This is a genomic window from Micromonospora sp. NPDC000668 (assembly GCF_042897975.1).
GTDB lineage: Bacteria > Actinomycetota > Actinomycetes > Mycobacteriales > Micromonosporaceae > Micromonospora.
Map to the genome: position 1 here is coordinate 786,271 of NZ_JBIAYP010000002.1, position 21,858 is coordinate 808,128.

Consider the following 21,858-nt stretch of genomic DNA (forward strand, 5'->3'; position numbering starts at 1 on the left):
TAGACCATCCGGCTAGACTTTCGCGCCGTGGGCCGAAGTGCCGCTTTCTTCGATCTGGACAAGACCGTCATCGCCAAGTCGAGCGCCCTGGCGTTCGGTCGGCCGTTCTACCGGGACGGGCTGATCACCCGGCGTGACGTGGTCAAGTCGGCGTACGCGCAGCTGATGTTCCGGCTGGGCGGCACCGACGAGCAGACCATGGCCCGAACACGGGACTACCTGGCTGCGCTCTGCAAGGGCTGGCAGGTGGAACAGGTCCGCCAGATCGTCGCGGAGACACTGCACGAGCTCATCAACCCCTACGTGTACGCCGAGGCCGCCGCGCTGATCGAGGAGCATCAGGCGGCCGGCCGGGACGTGGTGCTGGTCTCCGCCTCCGGCGAGGAGATGGTCCGGCCGATCGGCGAGCTGCTCGGGGTGACCGACGTGATCGCCACGCGGATGACGGTGCGGGACGGCCGGTACAGCGGTGAGGTCGAGTTCTACGCGGCCGGCCCGAGCAAGGTCGAGGCGGTCGGCGAGCTGGCCGCCGCTCGGGGCTACGACCTGGCCGACTCGTACGCCTACTCCGACTCGTACAGCGACCGCCCCCTGCTGGAGTGCGTCGGGCACCCGAGCGTGGTGAACCCGGACCGGCAGCTGCGCAAGCTGGCCTCGGAGAACGCCTGGCCGGTCCTGGAGTTCCGGCACCCGATCCCGCTGGGCCGTCGGCTGCGGGAGCGGCCCGCCGTCCCGGTCGCCGCGGCGGCCCTGGGGGTCGGCGTGGGCGTCGCCATCGGCATCGCTTGGTACGGCCGGCACCGTCGCACCCGCGCCGCCGCCTCCGCCTGACCTCCGCGCCACGAGGGCGATCATCAAATCGGTGGTCGCCTCAGGCAGTGTTGCGCCCGTTGTGAGGCAGCACAGCGAAATGATCGACGGCCGCAGGTGCGCAGCTCAGGCGGCGGCGAGGATCTCGTCGCCGATGGCGGTGAGCTGGTCGGCACCGACCTCCACGGCCGCCATGTAGTGGCGCAGCCAGGATCGCAGGCCATCCGGGGTGCCGGTGGCGAAGGCGCCGGCCGAGCCGACGTACTCGGGCTCCCGCTCACGGTGCCCGACGTCGACGGCAAGCAGGCCGCGCGGGTCGAGGCCGCTGGCGAGCAGCACCAGGCGCGCGGCACCGCGGGCCACCACGCCGGACGGGCCGGCGAACGGGCGCAGGTTCAGCAGTTCCCCGTGGACCACGGCGGCGAGCACCAGCGGCGAGACCTTGGTGCCGCCGGCGACCAGCCCGGCCAGCCCGTCCAGCCGGGCGGCGACCACCGGGTCGGCGACCGGTCGGCCCAGTTCGTCCTCCGGCACCATGTCCCGGGCAGCGAGTACGTGCAGCTTCGCGAGGGCCTGTCGGGGGGCCTTCGGCCAGAGCTCGCTCAGCCCGGGCAGCGCCCCGGCGACCCGTAGCGCCCCCTGGAGCACCGGGTCGGTGACCGTGCCGCTCCGGACGGCTTCGCGCTCGTGGGCGTACCCCTCGAGAGCGGCGCTGGCCACCGCGGACCGGAGGCTGACCTCGGCCGCGACCTGGCCGCCGTGCCGGCGCAGCGCGCGGTGCCCGAGTGCCTGGTCGAACCGCTCGCGGGCCCGCTCGACGGCGGTGGAGATGTCGGCGAGCGCGAGCAGCGGGGCGAGCGGGTCCGTGGTCACCCCGCCACGCTAGCGACCCGTCCCGACCTCCCGAGCCGCACCCGGCCGCAACGCGACCCCGGCCACCGCCCGGCGCGGCCGCGCCCCCTCGGGCAGGGCAAGGCCAACACCATGTCGCCGATAACGGGGGGTTCCAACCGCCGGATACCGCGACATCCCCGACCTCGTGTCGATCAAGGCCCACGACGCAGACCGGCCACGCGAGTACGGCCGCACGACGCAGGCGGGCACGACCGCCCGACGCACGCCGGCCACGCGGACCGCGCGCACGGCCGCCCGACGCAGGCTGACCACGCGGACCGGCCCGGCGGGCACGGTCGCGCGGCGCAGGCACCGTCGCGAGGGCCGCCGGGCGCGCGGCGGGGGCCGCTCGGCGCGACGGAGCGGGCAGCCGTCGCGAGCCGGGACCACCGCGACTACCCTCGTGCCCAGCGAGACGCAGGTCACCCGAGGACGAGGAGTCACGGCATGAGCGAGGCATTGGCCAATCTGCTGAACGAGACGCGCCAGTTCCCCCCGCCGGCCGAGCTCGCCGCGCACGCCAACGTCACCGCCGACGCCTACGCCGAGGCGGACGCCGACCGGCTCGCGTTCTGGGCGAAGCAGGCCGACCGGCTGGCCTGGTCGAAGAAGTGGGACGAGGTGCTCGACTGGTCGAACCCGCCGTTCGCGAAGTGGTTCGTCGGTGGGCAGCTCAACGTGGCGTACAACTGCCTGGACCGGCACGTCGAGGCGGGTCGGGGCGACAAGGTCGCCATCCACTGGGAGGGCGAGCCCGGCGATACCCGCACTCTCACCTACGCCGACCTGCACGAGCTGACCTGCCGGGCGGCGAACGCGCTCACCGACCTGGGTGTCACCGCCGGCGACCGGGTGGCGATTTACATGCCGATGATCCCGGAGGCGGCGGTCGCGATGCTGGCCTGCGCCCGGATCGGCGCGGCGCACAGCGTGGTCTTCGGCGGCTTCTCGGCCGACTCGCTGAGCAACCGGATCCAGGACGCCAGCGCCAAGGTGGTGATCACCGCGGACGGCGGTTACCGGCGGGGCAAGCCGTCGGCGCTGAAGCCGACCGTGGACGAGGCGGTGGCGAACTGCCCGTCGATCGAGCACGTCCTGGTGGTCCGCCGCACCGGCGAGGAGGTGGCCTGGTCGTCGAAGGACCACTGGTGGCACGAGACGGTGGAGACCGCTTCGGCCGAGCACACCGCGCAGCCGTTCGACGCCGAGCACCCGCTGTTCATCCTCTACACCAGCGGCACCACGGCCCGGCCGAAGGGCATCCTGCACACCACCGGTGGGTACCTCACCCAGACGTCGTACACGGCGAACGCGGTCTTCGACCTGAAGCCGGAGACGGACGTCTACTGGTGCACCGCCGACATCGGCTGGGTCACCGGCCACTCCTACATCGTGTACGGCCCGCTCTCCAACGGCGTCACCCAGGTGATGTACGAGGGCACCCCGGACACCCCGAACAAGGGCCGGTTCTGGGAGATCGTCGACAAGTACGGCGTCACCATCCTCTACACCGCTCCCACCCTGATCCGGACGATGATGAAGTGGGGCGACGACATCCCGGCCGGCTTCGACCTGTCCTCGCTGCGCCTGCTGGGCAGCGTCGGCGAGCCGATCAACCCGGAGGCGTGGATCTGGTACCGGCAGCACATCGGCCGGGGTGAGCTGCCTGTCGTGGACACCTGGTGGCAGACCGAGACGGGCGCCATCATGATCTCTCCGCTGCCCGGGGTGACCGCCGCCAAGCCGGGCTCGGCGATGACCCCGCTGCCGGGCATCGTGGCCGACGTGGTGGACGACCAGGGCCAGTCGGTGCCCAACGGCGGTGGCGGCTACCTGGTGCTGCGCGAGCCGTGGCCGTCGATGCTGCGCACCATCTGGGGTGACGACAACCGGTTCATCGAGACGTACTGGAGCCGGTTCGAGGGCATGTACTTCGCCGGTGACGGGGCGAAGAAGGACGACGACGGGCACATCTGGCTGCTCGGCCGGGTCGACGACGTGATGCTGGTGTCCGGGCACAACATCTCCACCACCGAGGTGGAGTCGGCGCTGGTGTCGCACCCGTCGGTGGCCGAGGCGGCGGTCGTGGGCGCGACCGACCCGACCACCGGTCAGGCGATCGTCGCGTTCGCCATTCCACGCGGCAGCACCGACATCGCCGGCGAGGCGGGCGAGAAGCTGATCGCCGACCTGCGTAACCACGTGTCGAAGACGCTCGGCCCGATCGCCAAGCCCCGGCAGATCATGCTGGTGCCGGAGCTGCCGAAGACCCGCTCGGGCAAGATCATGCGCCGGTTGCTGCGGGACGTCGCGGAGCACCGGTCACTGGGCGACGTGACCACGTTGCAGGACTCGTCCGTGATGGAGCTGATCTCCTCCGGGATGAGCGGCACGAAGTCCGACGAGGACTGACAGCAGGCGTACACACCGGAGGGTGGCGGTCCGTGCGGACCGCCACCCTCCGCTATTTCTTACGGGTACGACCCACACAGCCCCACCAGTGTCACATCGGTCAGTCGGATGAGCCCGGAAAAGCTGAACGGACACAGGCAGCGGGTCGCCTCTGTCCTTTCGGCCAGTTGTGATTTAGGTTCACGCAGGTTGGGACAGTTCGACGTTCATCACATCGATGGTCGGCGCCCCACGTCCTCCTCCCCATGCCCGAGAAACGGAGCGGCATGAACCACAAACCGCAGTCCGGGGCGCGACGACGACTACTCGTCGCGCTGCCCGCCATCGCCCTCGCGGCCACGTCACTGACCGTGACCGGCAGCGCGGCGGCCCAGTCGTCGTCCGCCACCCCCAGGGCGGTGATCGGCGCCGATGAGTACTACATCAACTACGCCGAGCCCGAAGTTCAGCCGGACACCGCCGGCCGCGAGGTCAAGGGCAAGGGTGGCGTCTACACCCCCGCCGTCGACGCCGCGCGGGCGTTCGACCAAAAGCACGCTCGGGGCAACCCGGTGACGGCCCAGCAGCTGGCGAAGATCGAGGCCAAGTCGATCAAGACCGGCAAGAACCCCCGGAAGATCAAGCAGGCGCCGACCACCCAGACGGCGAAGCTGCTGACGCTGCTGGTGGAGTTCAACGACCAGGCGAACGACGACTTCACCGGTGTGATGGTCCCGAAGACGGTGTTCGAGGACCGGACCTGTGTCCCCGGTACCGTCCAGAACGGCCCGAAGCACAACAACATCGTGAACCCGGCGACCCTGCCGCACGAGGACAACAACTCGATGTGGGTGCCGGACTTCTCGCCGGCCCACTACGACAAGATGCTCTACAGCAAGAAGGGCATCACCGAGCGGGTCCGCAAGGACCTGACGGGCCCGGACGGCAAGCAGGGCATCGACATCTCCGGCCGCACCATGCACAACATGTACCTGGAGATGTCCAAGAACGCGTACACGGTCGCGGGGCAGGCCAGCCCGTGGATCACCGTGCCGCACTCGGAGGGCTGGTACGCCGCCAACCGCTGCTTCCAGGACGCGAACGGCAACTGGGTCCCCGGCCGTGAGCAGTCGATGAACGGCCACCCGGACAACCCGGCCGGCGCGGGCCGGCTGGCCACCGACGCGATCGACTCGCTCGCCGCGAAGGACCCCAACTTCCCCTGGGCCGACTACGACATCGAGGACCAGGCCGACCGGGACGGTGACGGCAACGTCTTCGAGCCGGACGGCGTGATCGACCACCTGGTGCTCGTGCACGCCGGTCAGGGCAAGTCCCGCGGCGGCGGCGCCGAGGGTGTGTACGCCGTCTGGGCGCACTCCTCGTCGGTTGCCGGTGGCTACCGCATCCCGGGCACCAACCTCCAGGTGTCGAACTACATCGTGCAGCCGGAGGACGCCGGTGTCGGCGTCTTCGCGCACGAGTTCGGTCACGACCTCGGCCTGCCGGACCTCTACGACACCTCCGGCAACGCCGACTCCGACGTGGACTTCTGGGACCTGATGGCCTCCGGATCGCACTCGGGTGAGATCTTCCAGGCGCTGCCGACGCACATGGGTATCTGGGACAAGTGGGTGCTCGGCTGGGCCGACCCGCTCACCGTGACCCCCGGCTCCAGTGGGCGCAACGTGGAACTCGGGCAGACCTCGCGTACCCCGGTCCGCACCGAGGACGGCATCAAGATCGACCTGCCGGACAAGGTGACCACGCTGGCCACGCCGCACAGTGGCACCAAGATGTGGCACAGCAACAACGACCAGGAGTGGGCCGACGTCAAGCTGGGCCGCTCGGTCGACGTGCCGGCGGCGGCGGACGCGAAGTTCTGGATGTGGAACAACTACATCATCGAGCAGGACTGGGACTACGGCTTCGTCGAGATCTCGACGAACGGCGGCACGTCCTGGACCGAGGCGAAGGTGTACGACGAGGCCGGCACGGCGGTCACCACGCCCGACGGTTACCCGGACCCGAACGGCCGAATGAACGACTTCGGCGGCAAGAAGTACGGGCTGACCGGCAGCACCGACGGCTGGCGCCACGACTACGTCGACCTGTCGGCGTACGCCGGCACGACGATCCAGCTGCGGCTGCGTCTGGCCACCGACGAGGCGTTCGAGGAGCGCAATTGGTTCGTCGACGACTTCTCGGTCACCGGCGGCGGCGCCACCACGTGGAGCGACGACGTCGAGGGCGGCGACAACGGCTGGACGGCCACCGGCGGCACCTGGGTCGACACCACGGGCGCGGGCTGGAAGGTCAGCAGTGGCACCGAGAATCACGCGCACTACTATCTGGCCGAGTGGCGCAACTTCGACGGCTTCGACAAGGGCCTGAAGTACGCCTACGACACGATCTACTCGCATGACGCGTGGAAGGTCGACCGGATCTCGTACAACGCGCCGGGCATGCTGGTCTGGTACCGGGACACCGCGCTCGGCGACGTCAACCACGTCACCGGGCAGATGACCGCGCTGCCCAGCTACGGCGCGAAGGGCGGGTTGCTCATCGTCGACTCGCACTTCGACCCGTACCGACGTACTGGTGAGGCGGCCGTGAAGGACCCGTCGGTGACGGACAACCTGCCCAGCCGTCCGCAGTCGGCGAACGCGGCGTTCTCGCTGAAGCCGACGTACTCCTTCACGGAGTGCCTGGAGGCGGCGGGCGAGCCGTACAGCGCGTACTGCACCAAGTTCAAGTCCCAGCCGGGCGTGAAGACCTTCACCGATGCCAAGACCTGGTACCCGGGCATCGAGATGCGGGACGGCGCCGCGTACGCGCGGGACAACGACGCCTCGGTGGTGCTCCCGTCGCGGAACAACGCGCCGTACACCACCCGGGTCACCCACCCGGACGGCAGCCCGGCGCCGGAGTTCTACGGCGTGACCCTGGGCGGCGGGGCGATCGTGCTGGGCACCGGCAACCCCGGTGACCAGGGCGTCAACTTCGGCGTCTCCCTGACGATCAAGCGGACCGCGGGGGACAACTCGTCGGCCACGATCTACGTAACCCCGGCACGGAACTGACATCAGCGGGTTCGCCCGCACGAGGTTCGATCGGCGGCCCGCCCGGAGCACTCCGCTCCGGGCGGGCCGTCGTGTATTCAGGGTCACCCGTCCCACCGCGTGACAGTTCCGCAGGCTCGAGCGCTCAAGGTCCCGGGGACCTCATAATCCCGGCCAAAATTGATGATCTTGGCCGAACCGTGATGTAAATAGTTGCCCCGGGCTACGGCTATCTGGTCCCGATTTGTCGGGGCAAAAGCCTTCCAAAACCCCAGCCTTTCGACCGATTGACCCGTGACAACCGACCGGGCCCTCTGTAAAGGTGGGTGACGCATCTCATGACAGTCATGGCTTCGGTTACGCCTGTCATGTAACAGGTCCACAAAGGAGGAGACCTTTGAGGAGACGAGTCACAGCCGGTCTGGCCACGGCCGCGGCCGCGCTGCTGGCGGCGGGAGTCGTCGCGACGCCGGCCTCCGGCGCCCCGGCGGCAGGCCCGACCCCGGGATCCGACAAGGCGAGGCATGGCAGGGACAACCTCCCCGATCCGGTCGCTGATCAGCAGCGGGAGGTCCGGAAGCAGGCGATCGCCGATCTGCTCGCCGGCAAGGCCAAGCTCCAGACGCGCAACGGCTCGAAGGTCATCCAGGTGAAGGATGACCTGTTCGTCGAGTACCAGCAGCCCCCGAAGACGGACCCGATCTTCACGATGCTGGTCAACTTCGGTACCCAGACCGACCCTCGCACCGGCGGTGTCCCCGGCCCGGTGGTCAACCAGATCCCGGAGCCGGACCGCAACTGGGACGGCAGCGCCACCGACGACAACAGCACCCTCTGGCGCCCCGACTTCCACCGGGAGCACTACCAGGAGATGTTCTACGGCGACGGCGAGTCGATGCGGGACTTCTACCTGAAGCAGTCCGGCGGTCGCTACACCGTCAGCGGTGACGTCACCGACTGGGTGACCGTGCCGTTCAACGAGGCGCGGTACGGCAGCAACGCCATCCCGGAGAGCGACGGTTACTGGAACTTCGTCAAGGACAGCGCCACGTCCTGGTACGAGTCGCAGGTCCAGGCGGGCAAGACCCCGGAGCAGATCAAGCAGTACCTGAGCCAGTTCGACATCTGGGACCGGTACGACTTCGACGGCGACGGTGACTTCAACGAGCCCGACGGGTACATCGACCACTTCCAGGCGGTGCACGCGGGTGAGGGCGAGGAGGCCGGCGGCGGTGCCGAGGGCGAGGACGCCATCTGGTCACACCGCTGGGCGGCGTTCCCCAACCTGGCCGGCAGCGCCGGCCCGGCGGGCAACAAGGCCGGTGGCCTGCAGATCGGTGACACCGGCATGTGGATCCGTGACTACACCACGGAGCCGGAGAACGGCGGCCTGGGCGTATTCGCCCACGAGTACGGCCACGACCTGGGCCTGCCGGACCTCTACGACACCGTGGGCGGCGACAACGGCGTCGGCTTCTGGAGCCTGATGTCCTCCGGCTCGTGGCTGAGCCACGGCACGGATGACGTCGGCTCGACCCCGGGCTACATGGACCCGTGGTCGAAGCTCTTCCTCGGCTGGCTCAACCACTCCACGGTCGAGTACGGCAAGGGCACCACCCAGGTGACCCTCGGCCCCGCCGGCGACAGCGACGGGCCGAAGGCGCAGGCCGTGGTCGTGAACCTTCCGGCGCAGACGCAGACCACCAGCTACAACACGCCGTACGGCGGGTCGAACGAGTGGTGGGGCGGCAGCGCGGACGACCTGAACACCACGCTGACCCGTCAGCTGGACCTGAGCGGGACGACCTCCGCGTCGATCACCGCGAAGGCGTGGTACGACATCGAGGAGGACTACGACTACCTCTACGCCGAGGTGTCCTCCGACGGCGGCGCCAGCTGGAAGCCGCTGACCAACTCGCTGGTTGACGCCGGCGAGACCGGGGTGGACGGCTCCACCAGTGGCAACTGGGTGGATCTGAGCTACGACCTGTCGGCGTACGCCGGGCAGACCGTGCAGTTCCGGTACCGCTACCAGAGCGACGGCGGCGTGCACCTCGCCGGCGCGTTCCTGGACAACGTCTCGCTGGTCAAGGGCGGCACCACCGCCTGGACCGACGACGCGGAGACCCTCGCCGCCGAGTGGACCGCCAAGGGCTTCACCCGGATGACCGGCTCGGTGACCGACACGTACCCCCGCTTCTACATCGCGGAGAACCGCAGCTACGTCGGCTACGACGACACCCTGCGGACCGGTGGGTACAACTACGGCTTCACCAACACCCGGCCGAACTGGGTGGAACGGTTCGCGAACCAGCCCGGCATGCTGGTCTGGTACGTGAACTACGCCTACGGTGACAACAACACCTCGGAGCACCCGGGCTATGGCCTGAACCTCCCGGTGGACGTCCGTCCGGGCGCGATCACCGTCAACGGTCAGGGCACCCTCACCAACCGGCGTAACGGGTTCGACAGCACCTTCAGCCGGTACGCCAAGCCCGCGCAGACCTTCCACCTCAACGGCGTGGCGGTCCAGCTGCCGAAGCTGAAGGCCAACCCGGTCTTCGACGACCGCGTGGTCAACCGCTACTGGACGCCGAGCAACGAGCAGAACTCGGTGAAGGTGGCGGGCAGCGGCACCCAGATCGAGATCGTCAAGCAGGGCACGAAGCCGACCGATGAGATGGTCGTGCGGATCAGGAACTGATCACTCAGTTCTCAGTGGGGCCGGTGGCGGATACGCCGTCGGCCCCACTGTCGTATGCCCGATCATATTGATCGAAATGTCTCACTGCGCAACGCTGCCGACCGATCCATCCTGGTCAGCGCCGCAGATGAAGCGCCGGGGTGTGACGGTGAAAGGCATTCCCAACAAAATCTTGCAACAAATCGACGCGCGCATCTTCCCACCCGTCCCGGCAGTGTCTATGTTCACCATTGGTCCCACTAGTGGGATCGATCTATCACCGGCCCCGTACCCCCGTTGGGCCGGGTTCCCTCACACCGGAGGTACCACGTGCGCAAAGTCGCAGTGGGTCTGCTCGGGCTTTCGCTGACAGCGACGGGGCTGGCGTTCGGACCGTCCGCCAGTGCCGCGCCGCAGCCGAAGTTGCCGACGGCCGCTCCGTCGGTCGCCGAGCCCGCCCATGCGGACCACGACCTGCCGAACCCGCTGGAGGACAAGCGGCGCGCGCTGCGCCAGGAGGGCCTCAGCGAGGTCCTGTCCGGCGAGTCCAAGGCGGAAAAAATCAACGGCAGCACGGTCGTCAAGGTCGGCAAGACCCAGGCCGACGGGGTCACCGCCCGCGCGGCCAAGGCGGGAGCGGTCCAGACGGAGGATCAGTACGTCGAGCTCTCCCGCGAGCAGACCGACAAGATCTTCGTGATCCTCGCCGAGTTCGGCAACGATCGGCACCCGAGCTACCCGGACCAGGACACTGATCCGGACACCGCTGGTCCGACCCGGTTCGACGGGCCGCTGCACAACGAGATCCCGGCTCCCAACCGGGCGGTGGACAACTCCACCGTCTGGCAGCCGGACTTCAACGCCGACCACTACCGGCAGCTGTACTTCGGCACCAACCCCGGTGACGAGTCGCTGAAGCAGTACTACGAGGCCCAGTCCTCGGGTCGCTACAGCGTCGAGGGTGAGGTCACCGACTGGGTCAAGGTGAAGTACAACGAGGCCCGCTACGGTCGTTCTGGCGGCTTCCCGTGCGCCTCGAACGTCTGCACCAACACCTGGGCCCTGGTCCGGGACGCCGCCAACCAGTGGGTCGCCGACCAGAAGGCGGCCGGCCGGACCGACGCCCAGATCGCCGCCGACGTCAAGTCGATGGACGAGTGGGACCGGTACGACTTCGACTCCGACGGCAACTTCAACGAGTCGGACGGCTACATCGACCACTTCCAGATCGTCCACTCCGGCGGTGACGAGGCCGACGGTGACCCGCACCAGGGTGAGGACGCCATCTGGAGCCACCGTTGGTACGCCTTCGCCTCCGACCAGGGCAACACCGGTCCGGTCAACTTCCCGGCCGGCGGCACCCAGATCGGCAACACCGGCGTCTGGATCGGCGACTACACGATCCAGCCGGAGAACGGCGGCCGTAGCGTCTTCTACCACGAGTACGGCCACGACCTCGGCCTGCCGGACGACTACAACGTGCAAAACGGTGGCGACAACAACAACGAGCACTGGACCTTGATGGCTCAGAGCCGGCTCGGTGCCAAGAACGACGGCGGCATCGGCGAGCGCGGCGGCGACCTCGGCGCGTGGAACAAGCTCCAGCTCGGCTGGCTCGACTACGAGGTGGTCGTGGCGGGGCAGCAGCGCACGCTGACGCTCGGCCCGCAGGAGTACAACTCGCCGGAGGCTCAGGGCGTCGTGGTCGTCCTGCCGGATCGTGAGTACACCTTCGACAACGGCGCGCCGTTCGAGGGGAGCAAGCAGTTCTTCACCGGCAATCAGGACGACCTGAACAGCACGATGACCCGGACCCTGGACTTCACCGGGAAGTCGTCGGCCTCGTTGTCGATGAAGGGCCGCTACAGCATCGAGGCGGACTTCGACTACCTGTTCTTCGAGGCCTCCCTCGACGGCGGTCAGAACTGGGTCACGTTGCCCGGCACGGTCAACGGCCAGCCGCTGAAGGAGATCTCCCCCGGTCGGTTCGCACTGGACGGCAGCAGCAACAACCAGTGGGTCGACATCAACATCCCGATGAACGTGGCGGCGGGCAAGGCCGTGCAGTTCCGGCTGCGCTACCAGACCGACGGCGGCGTGTCCGACGGCGGCTTCTACGGTGACGCCATCACCGTGACCGCGGACGGCCAGACCGTGCTCTCCGACGGCGCCGAGACCGGCGCGGCCGGCTGGGCCCTCGCCGGTGGCTTCGAGGTCGTCGCGGCCACCTACACCCGCGAGTTCGACAACTACTACATCGCGGGCACCCGGTCGTACACCTCGTACGACAAGTACCTGAAGACCGGCCCGTACTTCTTCGGCTACGCGAACACCCGGCCGGACTGGGTGGACCACTACGCGTACCAGGAGGGTCTGCTGATCTCCTACTGGAACCTGCGGTTCGCGGACAACGACACGTTCGCGCACCCGGGTGAGGGTCGGAACATGATCATCGACGCGCACCCGCGGCCGATCTACAACCTGACCGGTGCCGCCTGGCGGTCCCGCGTGCAGGTCTACGACGCGCCGTTCAGTCTGAAGAAGGCAGACTCGTTCACGCTGCACCTCAACAGCCAGCCGCAGTACATCCGCGGCCAGGCTGCGCAGCCGCTGTTCGACGACACCCAGAAGTACTGGTACGCGGAGCTGCCGAACCACGGTGTCAAGCTCCCGGCCACCGGCACCAAGATCAAGGTGCTGGAGCAGAACGGGATCAACACCAAGATTCGCATCTCCTGATCCTCGTTTTACGCGACACCCGCACCACAGCGATGCCCGGGCAGGTCACCTGCCCGGGCATCGCCCGTTCCGGGAACCCCGGCGGGGCCCAGCGCGTCCGAACACCCGTGCACCCCCGAACCCGCACCACCCTGACCGGCGCCGGCCTGGCCACGCTGCTGGCGCTCACCGGCTGCGCCGGTGCCCGCAACGGAGGAGACGCCGTGTCCGCCGAGCAGAGCCCGTCCGGCACCCCCTCGAACAACGCACCACCCTCCGCCGCGGCACCGACCGGTCCCAGCGACCCGACGCCGTCATCCCCCGCCGGCCGACCGTCGCGCTCGCAGACCCCGCTGCCCACCGTGGGCCCGCCGACCGGACCGCCGCGCAACCCGACCGACGCGCGCAAGGCCAACGTGCTCGCCGGCCGGATCACCCGGGGCGGTGACGGCCCCTGCTACGGCCTGGTCACCGACGACGGCCGGCAGTACGCGTTGCACGGCATCGGCAAGGGCACCTTCGCCGTCGGAACGACCGTCCGGGTGACCGTCGGACCGGCCGACCCGGCCGCCGACTGCGGCCCGGGCATCCCGGCCACCATCGTGACCATCAGCCCGGTCGGCTGACCGCCGTCCGGCGCCACACCGGTCGGCGAAAACGGGCGGTTCTCGACGTGGCCCTAGGCTGTCTGCCATGACCGACCAGCGCGGCGGAGCCGTCGACGAGTCCTGCGTCCTCACCGAGGGGCCGTGGACCCACCGCTTCGTCGGAGCCAACGGCACCCAGTTCCACGTGGTCGAGGCCGGCACCGGACCCATGGTGCTCTTCCTGCACGGCTTCCCCGAGCACTGGTGGGCGTGGCACGACATGCTGCCGGCGGTCGCCGACGCCGGCTTCCGCGCGGTCGCCGTCGACCTGCGCGGCTACGGGGCCAGCGACAAACCACCCCGGGGGTACGACGGCTACACGCTCGCCGCCGACATCGCCGGGTTGATCCGCGCGCTCGGCGAACGGTCGGCGACGCTGGTCGGCAGCGGTGTCGGCGGCATGGTCGCGTGGACGGTGGCCTCGTTCCACCCGTCCCTGGTCCGCCGGCTGGTGGTGCTGGGTGCCCCGCACCCGCTGCGGCTGCGCGCCGCCATCTTCGCCGACCCGCGCGGGCAGTTCGCCGCCTCCACCCCGGCGCTGAAGTTCCAGCTTCCCCGCTACGAGCACGTGCTGACCCGGGACGGCGCCGCGCCCGTGGCGGAGATCCTGCGCCGCTGGGGCGGGCCACGCTGGGTGGCCGGGCCGGACTTCGAGGCGTACGCCGAGCGGAGCCGGGAGGCGATGCGCATCCCGCAGGCCGCGTTCTGTGCGCTGGAGGGGTACCGCTGGGCGTTCCGCTCGGTGCTGCGGCTGCACGGCTACCGGTTCGTCCGGCTGATGCAGAAGCCGCTGGTCACCCCGACCCTCCAACTGCACGGCGCGCTGGACGTCGCCTCCCTGCCGCGTACCGCACTGGGCTCCGGCCGGTACGTCGTCGCCCCATACGAGTGGCGGCTGCTCGACGGGGTGGGGCACTTCCCGCACCTGGAGGCACCGGAGCTGGTGCTCGGCGAGATCCTGCGGTGGGCCAAGTCCTGAACGGTCAGACCCGCTGCTCCCGCAGGTCGGTGACCTCGGCGGCCGGCGCCCAGCCCTGGTAGACGCCGAAGTCGAACACCTCCAGCCGCATGGCCTGGGCCACCGGCCAGCGACCACCGGTGTACTCCACCCGCAGCCAGGCGTCGTGCTCGCCGAGCACGATGAACGGCTGCCCCTGCCAGGTGCAGGTGGTCCGCACGTACGCCAGGTCCTCGACCTCGCTCGCCGGCAGCACCCGCACGTACCGGCCGGCGCGGACCTCCTCGAAGCCCTCAGCAGGCTCTGGTTGGTACAGCCGGATGTCATCGCCGTCCGGGCTGGCCTGGTACTCCCGGCCCTGCCAACGGGCCACGTAGCCGTCCCGCATCACGCCTCACCGACCTGTCGCCACACGACCGCGTCCGTGTCGAGCACCGCAACCACCCGCTCGGTGCCGTCCACGCCGATCCGCCAGAGCTGCGCACCATGTGGCAGCCGAGCGCTGTCCACCTTGAACTCCGCCACCACGTCGCTGCTCTCGCCCGGGGCGAAGCCGTTGCCCCGGAACGGCGGGCGTTCGATGACCCAGCCCTCCATGGCCCGCATCGCCGGCTCGTTCTGACCGCCGTAGGGGATCCGGTAGAGGCTCGGCCGGTGCGCCGGCCAGCGCAGCACGTAGATCTCCTCGGCGTCCCGAGCGAACGGCGAATCCGGGTAGCTGAGGCCGAGCGCGTCGTGCAACTGAGCCGGCGTGGTCAGGTGGGCCAACTCGCCGGCCCGGTGCACGAAACCGGAGACCCGGTCGTACCCCCGCTCCAGGTAGTACGCGAGCTGGCTGGGCGCGATCGCCTTCTGCATCACGGTTGGTCGGGCCGGGTCGACCGCCGCCGGGGCGTACCGGGGGCGGACGGCGGGCTCCGCCACGACCGGCGTCTCCGCCGCGTCCACCTCCAGGTCGTCGCCCAGCCCCACCTCCGCGGCCCAGTTGGCCAACGCGACGATCTGCTCGCCGGGCAGCTTGGCCCCGACCGGAGTGCCCGGGTTGACGGCGAACGACCAGTCCTCGTCCGGCCAGCGCCGGATCAGTTGGGCGAACTTCACCCGGACCGTGTCGACGTCGCCCTCGGCGTGGTCGGCGAGGCGCTCCGGGGAGGTGTAGACCACCACGTACGTCTCACCGTCCAACTGCTCGGTGCGCCAGACGAAACCCGGGTCGCCGGGGCGGCTGCCCCGCACCGAATCCGGGGCGGCCGGCAGCAGGACCCGGGCCAGCAGCAGCGTGGACAGGAACGTGTCCGTGCTGCCGGCACCGGCCGCGCCGAGCAGGTCCTCCTCGACCGTGTTGGCGGGCAGGAACTCGACCGGCGCCCGCCCGTGCTGCTCGTCGCCGTCCGGGACCGTGCGCTCTGCACTGTCGTCGGCATCGGGCCGCGCCGGCTCCGCCCCGCTGCCCGTCCGAGGTCGCGGCGTCTGCCCGCCGACATCGTCGGCGACCCGATCCGCGCCGTCCACGCCGACCGGTGGTCCGGCGAGGTCGGCGCGATCTCCGCCGTCCTGCCCGCCGACGCGGTCGTCAACGCGCACGCCACCCCAGCCACCGTCCGCCGGGCCGCCGCCCACACCGGCCTCCGCTGGGCCGAACAGGCCCAACCCAGAGGATCCCGGACCGGACGACGCCGGACCGAACTGGTCCGGGCCGGAAGTGGGCGGGGCTGTGGGCTCCGGACCGAACTGGCCCAGTCCGGTGGACGGCGGGGCTGTGGGCTCCGGGACGGACGCCGCCGGACCGAACTGACCCGGACTGGACGAGGGCGCGGCGGCGGACTGCGGGCCGGACCGCCAGGCGGCGTCGGCCGGGCCCTCGGCCTCGGCCGGGTCGGGGAGGTCACGGGACTCGATGATGGTGCCCTCGATGACGATGGGCGTGAAGCCGCGGCGCGGCGCGGGCGGGCCGGAGACCGGTTCCGCGATGGACGCCGGCAGCTCCTCCCCCGGCTCGAACCGGCCCGAATCGCCCGTTCGGCGGCGCGGAATCGCCTGGGTCTCGTCCGCCGAGGGATCGGTTCGCCCGAGTCGGGTCAGCGGCACCTCGCCGGTGGGTCGACCGGGCACCCGGAAGGCACGGGTGGGCTCCTCGGCCAGCGGACCGGACCGACGGGGTGGCAGGGGCTGGGTGGGTTCGTCGTCGGGTGCCGTCGCTCGTACCCCCCGGGACGCGCCAGGGTCGACGGCCGGGGGCCGCAGCGGCCGGGTGGCGTCCGGATCCGGCATCGGGAAGGCCCGGGTCGCGTTCTCGCCGCCCGGCCCGTCCGCGGGGCGGCGGCGCGGGAAGGGCTGGCTGCCCGGCCCGAACCGGGACGGCGGAACCGCGCGGTCGCCGGACCGGCCCTCGCCCGAGGCCGGGCCGGTGGTCCGGCCCCGGCCGGACGCCGGTTCGAAGAAGGAGCGTCGGCCGCTCTCGGCGCTGCTGTTGCCAGCGGCTGGGCCGTTGCTGAGGGCTGGACCGTTGCCGGCGGCCGGGCCGTTGACGTCCGCACCTGGCCGCTTCGGCGGCGGCCAGCCCGCGCCGGCACCGGTTTGCTCAGTGGGGGCGACATTGGGGCGGTCGGCAGGCGACAGCGGCGTGAACCGGGACGCGGCCGGCCGGGACACGCCGGGTATTGCGTCGCCCGGCCTGCCGGGACGGGGCGGGCCGGTCGGGTACCGCTGACCAGCGGCGGGCATGTCTTCCCCGCCAGATCGGCGCGTCAGCTCACCTGGGCCGGGCGTCCGGGACGACGTGCCCGGTGCGACCGGGCCGCCCACCCGGGGCACCGCGCCCCGCGCTGGCGAGGGCAGCCCGGACGGGGTCGCCGCCGGGTCAAACCCGGACGACGTCGACCCGGTGTCGGGCGGCGCACCCGTGGCGTTCGTGCCGTCCCGACCGGACCCACCGGTCCGGGACCGGGACAGGGTCTCGGCCCGCTCCAGGCGGGCGCGGGCGCCCATGGCGCGGCCGGGCAGCCGGACGTCGCCCCGGGAGAGCTGGGCGACGAACCAGGGCGGTAGGTACCCCTCGACGGGCAACCCCGGGTTGACCGCGAGCCACCACTCCTGGTTGGGCCAGCCGACCGCGAGATCCGTGAACGGGACGCGTCGGTTGCTGCCGGGGTGATCGCCGAGGCAGGCCCGCAGCGCGGCGGCGGAGGTGAAGGCCAGCACGTGGGTCCGGCCGCCGGTGGTCCAGGTGCCCCAGCCGGATGGTGCCTGACCGGGCAGCGCAGGGGCGGCGACCGGCAACAACAGATCGGTGCGGGACAGGAGCCGGAAGTAGAGCTCCTGGTCGTTGGCGCGCAGCGCGTCCCGCATCGCCACCTCGGCCTCCGTGGCCGGCTCCCATTCGGTCACGGCCACCTCTCCTTCCGAGAACGGGCCACAGGTATCGCGTACAACCTACAAGGTGGTACCAAGATCACAATTGCTGGCCGGCGGCGGTCCGCCTGCGCGTCGATGAGGCGATAACATCCCGTTCCGGAGCCGACACGATACGGAGGCCGTCGATGTCCCGGTCGATTGCGCGCCCGGTCCTTGCAGGTCTGACGGCCACACTGCTGACCGGCACGGCCGCCCCGGCCGTCGCCGCCGACGTCGCGCTCCGGGTGGCACCGGCCTGCGCGACCCCACTCGCCCCCGTCCGGCCGGTCACGGCGCTGCCCTGGCCGCAGCAGCGGTACGACCCAGCGCGGCTCGCGCCGCTGGCCACCGGAGCCGGGGTGACGGTGGCGGTGGTCGACTCCGGGGTCGACCGGGTGCATCCCCAACTGGCCGGGCAGGTGCTGGCCGGTACCGACCTGCTCGACCCCGGCGGGGACGGCGGCCGGGACTGCGCCGGGCACGGCACCGGTGTGGCGAGCATCATCGCGGCGGCACCCCAACCGGACGTCGCCTTCCACGGCCTGGCACCGGGTGCCCGGATCCTGCCGGTGCGGGTGAGTGAGCAGCAGGTGGTGCAGGGACGGGAGTCGGGGCGCACGGTCAGCGCCAGCGAGTTTGCCCGAGCCATTCGCTGGGCCGTCGACCACGACGCCGACGTGCTGAACCTCTCCGTGGTGCTGTACGCCGACGACCCGGAGGTCCACTCCGCCGTGCGGTACGCGGTCGACCGGAACGTGGTGCTGGTGGCCGCCGCCGGCAACCTGCACGACAACGGGGACCCGCGCCCGTTCCCCGCCGCGTACGACGGGGTGCTCGGGGTGGGAGCGATCGGGGCGGGCGGTGGCCGGGCGACCTTCTCGCAGGCCGGTCCGTACGTCGACCTGGTCGCACCCGGCAGCGAGGTGCTGGCCGCCGCGCCCGGTCAGGGCCACCACCAGGTCGAGGGGACCAGCTACGCGGCGCCGTTCGTGGCTGCCACCGCGGCGCTGCTGCGCCAGTACCGGCCCGAGTTGACCGCCGCCCAGGTGGCGGAGCGGATCGTCGCCACCGCCGATCCGGCACCCGGCGCGGGTCATGGCGGCGGGTACGGCGCTGGTGTGCTGAACCCCTACCGGGCGGTCACCGAGACCGGCGGTGCCCGGCCGGCCGGCCCTCGGGCAGTCGCGGCGCTCGCCGACGACCGGGTCGACCCGGCGCTGGTCGCTCGCCAGGCTCGCCGGGCGACTGCCCGGGACCGGGCGCTGCTGGTCGGTGCCGTGATCGGCACGACGGCGGTTGCCGTGGTGCTGCTCGCCCTGGTGCTGCCCCGAGGTGCGCGCCGGCGGTGGCGCCCGGCCGACCCGACCTGAACCCGCCAGCCCGCCGCCCCGCTCCGCGACCAGGCGTGGCCGGGGCGCCGACCCGGACATGGTCAGCGCTCCCGGCCCACCGGAATCACTGGAACAGCCCGGTGTTCTTCTTCTCGGTGTCCAGATAGTCGGCGGCGGAGTCGCCCACCGCCAGCCTGATGTCGCGCAGCATCGCCTGGAGGTCCTGTGAGGCGGAGCGCCACCGCGCCTGGCGCTGCTCATACGCCTGCCGGGCCTCGCCCGTCCAGCTCGCCACCAGCGGGGCGGCGTCCCGTTCAAGCTGGCCGAGCTGCGAGTCGAGCGTGTTCAGTGCCTTCTGGATGTCCGCGCCGGCCTGCTGAAGCGCGGCGAAGTTGACGACCAGCACACCGTGGTCCATCGAATCTCCCTCCCGAGCGGGATCAGAGCGGCAGCTGGATGCCGCCGCGGTTGGTGCCGGCCACCCGGCTGGCCGCCTCGTCGTCCGAGACGTCGTACTGCCGGCCGGCGGTGCGGATCGCACCGGCGGTCTCCCGCAACGCCCGGTGCAGCGCCGCCTGGTCCTGCGACCACTGCTGCTTGACCTGCTCGAACGACCGCCCGCCGGCGCCGCGCCAGGCCTGCTGCAACACCTCCAGCTCGGCCAGCAGGCCGGTCAGCATGGACTGCAACGACTGGTCCACCTGCTCGAACTTTGCGGCGGTCTGCTGCATGACCGCGGCTTCTGCCTGGGTTTGGGACACCCGGACGTCACCTCATCTCCTCGATCGTGACTGGCCGTCGACGCGCCCCCCTGGGGACGCGCCGCTCGCGTGGCCCGGTCGTCGAGCATGGTGGACGCGGGTCAGCGATGAACTTCGTGGCTGACGGTAGCGGCCCGGTAGCGGTTCTGCTACCCCCCCGCATCTCCCCTGTGGACAACCGCGAGAGCCATCGGTCGATTACGATGTGCCGCAGCCACGTCGCGGCGCGTGACGGACCGTCGGAGCGGCCGGCCGCCCGGCACGGTCCACTGTCGAGGAGGTGTGGTGCCGGCGATCACCACCGGAGGACCGCAGCCGGCGATCCCCGCCGGGCCCAGGCCAGGCATTGTCCCGCCGACGCCCGGGCCGACCGGGCTCACCGACACCGGCCCGGGTCTTCCCGTCCAGGACGCACCTCACCGACCGCCGCCGCGCACCCGGTGGGCGTCGCTCGGCCGACGCGCGGGGGCCGGGGTGCGCGCCGGCCAACTGGTCACCGGGCAGGTCGCGGTGGCGCTCGTCCTCGCCGCCCTGGGCCGGGGCGTCCTGGCCACCCTCGCGGCCCTGCTGGCAGCGGTGCTACTGGTGGCGACCGCCTGGGTCCGGGTCCGGGGCCGTTGGCTCTTCGAGTGGCTGGGCACCGCCGTCGGGCACCTGACCCGTCGCCGGGCGCTGGTCGGGCCGGCCGGCCCGACCGAGTTGCTCGACCTGGTTGCCCCGGGTGCCGTGGTCCGTTCGACGGAGCTGCCCGGCGGACCGGCCGCGGTGCTGGAGGACACCACCGGCCTGGTGGCGCTCCTCGAGCTCGGCGACCCCGGTGACCTGCTCGGCGACGCGTCCCGGGCGATCCCGGCACCGGCCGCGCTGCTGCCCCCGCCCGGGCCGGAGGTACCGCCGCTGCGGATCCAACTGCTGCTCGCCGGGACACCGGCACCCGTTCCGGCGGCGGGCGGCACGGTCGGCACGTCGTACCGACAGCTCACCGACGGGCGGCTCGCCGGGCGGGAGCGGGCCGTACTGGCGGTCCGGGTGCTACGGGTCGACGGCTGGTCGGAGGAGGATCTGCGCAGGGTGCTCGCCGGCACGCTGCGCCGGCTCGTCCGCCGGCTCGGGCCGCTGACCGCACGGCCGCTCGGCGTACCCGCAGCGCTCCGCGTCCTGGGCGAGCTGGCCCACCACGACGGCCATCCGGTGCGGGAGTCCTGGCCGGTGCTCCGGTCCGGCGCACTGCTCCAGGCCACCTTCCGGCTGATCCACTGGCCGGACGTCCACAGTGCGGGTGCGCGGCGGCTGGTGGCACGACTGCTCGCGCTGCCGGCGACCGCGACGACCGTGTCGCTCTGCGCGGGCCCGCCTTCGGCCACCGGGGTGCCGACCGAGCTGACCGTACGCCTGGCCGCCGGGACGGCGACGGAACTGACCGTGGCCGCCGAGGCGCTGAACCGGCTGGTGACCGGCCTGGGCGGGCAGGTCCGCCGGCTCGACGGCGCGCACCTCGACGGGCTGGCCGGCACGCTGCCGCTCGCGCTCGCCGCCACCGGGGCGCAGCCACGACCGGCGGTGGATGGCTGGGAGCTGACCCTGGGTGAGGCCGGGATGATGGTCGGCACCAACCGGCACGGCGGTGCGGTCACCGTGCGGTTGTTCCGACCGGAGAGCACCCGCGTGCTGCTGGTGGGCGGGGTACGCGCCGCTCAACTGGTGGCGCTGCGCGCGATGGCACTGGGCGCCCTGGTGGTGGTGCAGACCGCGCGCCCGCGCGCCTGGGAGCCGTTCGTCCGGGGCGTGGGCGCGCCCGGCGGGACGATCCCGCTGATCCCACCCGGTCGCCCGGTCGCCGACGGCGTGGGCACCGCGCTGCGGCCGTTGCTGTTGGTGGTCGACGCGGGACCGGTGCCGGCCGAGGCCGAGCCGGGCCCGCCGTGGCGGGCCACCCTGGTGGTTCGGGACGAGTTGACCCCGGCGGACGTCGACACGCTCAGCCGGGCCGACCTGGCGGTGCTGCAACCGCTGGACGCCGCCGAGGCCGCCCTGGCCGGTGCCGCGCTGGGGCTGGGCGGCTCGGCCGAGTGGCTGACCCGGATCCGGGACGACATGGTGGCCGTGGTGAACCGGCGAGCACTGCGGTGGGCGCTGCTCTCCCCCACCCCGATCGAGTCGCAGCTGATTGGGCGGCCGGCGCGCGGCTGAGCCGAACGGATCGTCAACTG

The 21,858-nt window shown here is 71.4% G+C and carries 14 protein-coding genes; 9 read left to right on the forward strand and 5 right to left on the reverse strand.

Annotation, left to right across the window (positions count from 1 at the left end):
• Positions 1-27: 27 nt before the first annotated feature.
• Positions 28-831 (forward strand): HAD-IB family hydrolase, encoded by an 804-nt coding sequence (locus ACFY29_RS13155; protein WP_328422683.1) that lies wholly within the window; start codon positions 28-30, stop codon positions 829-831.
• A 105-nt stretch (positions 832-936) separates the two neighbouring features.
• On the opposite strand, the gene ACFY29_RS13160 is transcribed toward ACFY29_RS13155, so the two are convergent.
• Entirely contained in the window at positions 937-1,683 is a 747-nt protein-coding gene (locus ACFY29_RS13160; RefSeq protein WP_355600599.1) for an oxidoreductase, read from the reverse strand.
• A gap of 468 nt (positions 1,684-2,151) precedes the next feature.
• Between ACFY29_RS13160 and acs the strand changes: the two genes are divergently transcribed.
• The 6 genes from acs (at position 2,152) to ACFY29_RS13190 (ending at position 14,184) form a co-directional block, all read left to right on the forward strand.
• On the forward strand, positions 2,152-4,116 hold the full coding sequence (gene acs / locus ACFY29_RS13165; RefSeq protein ID WP_386985687.1) for an acetate--CoA ligase: 1,965 nt from the start codon (positions 2,152-2,154) through the stop codon (positions 4,114-4,116).
• A gap of 266 nt (positions 4,117-4,382) precedes the next feature.
• Positions 4,383-7,178: an immune inhibitor A domain-containing protein gene (locus ACFY29_RS13170; protein ID WP_386985689.1), complete on the forward strand. Its 2,796-nt coding sequence runs from the start codon at positions 4,383-4,385 to the stop codon at positions 7,176-7,178.
• Between the two features lie 376 nt (positions 7,179-7,554).
• Complete coding sequence (locus tag ACFY29_RS13175; protein WP_386985691.1) at positions 7,555-9,861, forward strand: immune inhibitor A domain-containing protein; 2,307 nt, start codon at positions 7,555-7,557, stop codon at positions 9,859-9,861.
• Positions 9,862-10,185: 324 nt separating this feature from the next.
• Complete coding sequence (locus tag ACFY29_RS13180; RefSeq protein ID WP_386986725.1) at positions 10,186-12,579, forward strand: immune inhibitor A domain-containing protein; 2,394 nt, start codon at positions 10,186-10,188, stop codon at positions 12,577-12,579.
• 107 nt (positions 12,580-12,686) lie between these two features.
• Entirely contained in the window at positions 12,687-13,184 is a 498-nt protein-coding gene (locus tag ACFY29_RS13185) for a hypothetical protein (RefSeq protein ID WP_386985693.1), read from the forward strand.
• 67 nt (positions 13,185-13,251) lie between these two features.
• On the forward strand, positions 13,252-14,184 hold the full coding sequence (locus ACFY29_RS13190; protein WP_386985695.1) for an alpha/beta fold hydrolase: 933 nt from the start codon (positions 13,252-13,254) through the stop codon (positions 14,182-14,184).
• Between the two features lie 4 nt (positions 14,185-14,188).
• Here ACFY29_RS13190 and ACFY29_RS13195 read toward each other — a convergent pair whose 3' ends face one another.
• Positions 14,189-14,554 carry a hypothetical protein gene (locus ACFY29_RS13195; protein ID WP_328422671.1) on the reverse strand — a complete coding sequence of 122 codons (366 nt, stop codon included), beginning with the start codon at positions 14,552-14,554 and terminating at the stop codon, positions 14,189-14,191.
• Entirely contained in the window at positions 14,551-17,550 is a 3,000-nt protein-coding gene (locus ACFY29_RS13200; protein ID WP_386985697.1) for an SseB family protein, read from the reverse strand. Before ACFY29_RS13200 ends, ACFY29_RS13195 begins: the two co-directional genes overlap by 4 nt.
• A 152-nt stretch (positions 17,551-17,702) precedes the next feature.
• Here ACFY29_RS13200 and mycP point away from each other — a divergent pair, with 152 nt between their 5' ends.
• Positions 17,703-18,926, forward strand: coding sequence for a type VII secretion-associated serine protease mycosin (mycP, locus tag ACFY29_RS13205; protein WP_386985699.1), 1,224 nt, complete (start codon positions 17,703-17,705; stop codon positions 18,924-18,926).
• Between the two features lie 85 nt (positions 18,927-19,011).
• Here the strand turns inward: mycP and ACFY29_RS13210 are convergent, their stop codons facing one another.
• Positions 19,012-19,305, reverse strand: coding sequence for a WXG100 family type VII secretion target (locus ACFY29_RS13210; protein ID WP_386985700.1), 294 nt, complete (start codon positions 19,303-19,305; stop codon positions 19,012-19,014).
• Between the two features lie 22 nt (positions 19,306-19,327).
• Entirely contained in the window at positions 19,328-19,648 is a 321-nt protein-coding gene (locus ACFY29_RS13215) for a WXG100 family type VII secretion target (RefSeq protein ID WP_088986744.1), read from the reverse strand.
• Between the two features lie 285 nt (positions 19,649-19,933).
• On the opposite strand from ACFY29_RS13215, the gene eccE reads away from it, so the two are divergent.
• Positions 19,934-21,838, forward strand: coding sequence for a type VII secretion protein EccE (gene eccE, locus ACFY29_RS13220; protein ID WP_386985702.1), 1,905 nt, complete (start codon positions 19,934-19,936; stop codon positions 21,836-21,838).
• Positions 21,839-21,858: the final 20 nt, after the last annotated feature.

What these genes read in the sequence shown, in the direction of transcription:
- acs (WP_386985687.1), top strand. Translation starts at nt 2,152, where the DNA reads ATGAGCGAGGCATTGGCCAATCTGCTGAACGAGACGCGCCAGTTCCCC.
- ACFY29_RS13170 (WP_386985689.1), top strand. Translation starts at nt 4,383, where the DNA reads ATGAACCACAAACCGCAGTCCGGGGCGCGACGACGACTACTCGTCGCG.
- ACFY29_RS13190 (WP_386985695.1), top strand. Translation starts at nt 13,252, where the DNA reads ATGACCGACCAGCGCGGCGGAGCCGTCGACGAGTCCTGCGTCCTCACC.
- mycP (WP_386985699.1), top strand. Translation starts at nt 17,703, where the DNA reads ATGTCCCGGTCGATTGCGCGCCCGGTCCTTGCAGGTCTGACGGCCACA.
- ACFY29_RS13210 (WP_386985700.1), bottom strand. Translation starts at nt 19,305, where the DNA reads ATGGACCACGGTGTGCTGGTCGTCAACTTCGCCGCGCTTCAGCAGGCC.